Origin of the sequence: Streptomyces pimonensis (genome assembly GCF_041380215.1) — a bacterium.
Lineage (GTDB): Bacteria > Actinomycetota > Actinomycetes > Streptomycetales > Streptomycetaceae > Streptomyces > Streptomyces pimonensis.
On record NZ_JAHWZY010000114.1, the window covers coordinates 1 to 1,398 of the forward strand.

Below are 1,398 nucleotides of genomic sequence, written 5' to 3' on the forward strand. Positions count from 1 at the left end.
GTTCACCGTACAGACCCACTCTATGGCGACCGCCAGTTCTCTCGCCCATTGCGAGTTGTTGCTGCCAAAGGGCATGTCGGGAGGCAATGGCCATTGCCTCGAATGGAATGTTCTGGATGATCCGGGTGAATCGGATGGGTGCAGAAAGATCCCGCGGCTGCTGCCGCGTGGGCTGCCCGGTCGCGCTCGGCGGGATGACGACTCCGCCTACGCCGGACAGCTCGTGACCTGGTCGAAGTCCCGGCTGGGCCTGACCTTGAAGACAGTCAGTCGGCCGAAGGACGCCAGCGGGTTCGTCGTCCTGCCGCTGGGTCGTCGAACGCTCCCTCGCCTGGATCATGCACGCTTGCCGGCACGCACGCGACTACGAACGGCTCATCCAGCACTCGGAATCACTGATCACCTGGGCGGCGATCACCATCATGACTGAGGTTCCCCCGAGATGCGAGGAGGGGCGACAGCAGGTCAGATGAATCTCGTGAGAGGAGATCTGACGGTGCCTGCCCCCAGGAAATACCCGCTGGAGTTGCGTGAACGCGCGGTGCGGATGTACCGCACGTCGGAGCCGAAGCCCGTCATCCGCCGTATGGCCGAGGAGCTCGGCGTGCACCACGAGGCCCTGCGCGGCTGGATCCGGCAGGCCGAGGCCGACGCCGGCGAGCGGGACGACCTGCTCACCAGCGAGGAGAAGGCAGAGCTGGCCCAGCTGCGGCGCGAAGTGCGCGAGCTGCGCCGGGCGAATGAGGTCCTACGGACGGCCTCGGCTTTTTTCGCCGCGCAGCTCGACCCGACCCGGCCCAGGTGAGAGCGCTCATCGACGAGCACCCGCACCTGGGGGTCGAGCCCGTACTCCGGGAACTGAACATCCCCTCCTCCACCTACTACCGCTGGCGCCAGGTCGAGAAGCAGCCGTGTGAACGGCGTCGCCGGGACATCGAGCTGACCGGGCGGATCCGGCAGGTCCACACCGACTCCGGCGGGATCTACGGCTCACCCCGCGTGCACGCCGTCCTCAAGCGTGAAGGCGTCCACGTCGGCCGCAAAAGAGTCGAGCGGCTGATGCGGGAAGCCGGTCTGGCCGGCATCAGCCCACGTCGCACGGGCAGGGGCTTCACCCGCCGCGACCCGGACGCCGACCTTGCCCCGGACCTGGTGCAGCGCGACTTCACCACGAGCGAGCCGAACCGGCTGTGGGTCACCGACCTCACGATGATCCCCACCGGCGAGGGCCCGCTGTGGCTGTCGGCGATCCGCGACGCCTTCTCCCGCCGGGTCGTGGCCTGGGAGACCTCCGCCCGCGCTGATGCCGACCTGGTACTGACCACGCTGGAGTACGCCCTGGCCAGCCGCGAGGTCATCCCCGGCACGCTCATCCACCATGCCGACCACGGCTGTCAG

The 1,398-nt window shown here is 68.0% G+C and carries 2 protein-coding genes and 1 pseudogene; all 3 read left to right on the forward strand.

Annotated elements, in window-relative coordinates; translation table 11 throughout:
- Window positions 1–199: 199 nt before the first annotated feature.
- Window positions 200–431: pseudogene (locus KYY02_RS33570) on the forward strand (IS5-like element IS4811 family transposase); the annotation flags it as partial.
- A gap of 65 nt (window positions 432–496) precedes the next feature.
- Window positions 497–805 (forward strand): transposase, encoded by a 309-nt coding sequence (locus KYY02_RS33575; protein ID WP_371244848.1) that lies wholly within the window; start codon window positions 497–499, stop codon window positions 803–805.
- The coding region (locus KYY02_RS33580) for an IS3 family transposase (protein WP_371244850.1) at window positions 802–1,398 on the forward strand (597 nt) is incomplete at its 3' end. The genes KYY02_RS33575 and KYY02_RS33580, both read left to right, overlap by 4 nt.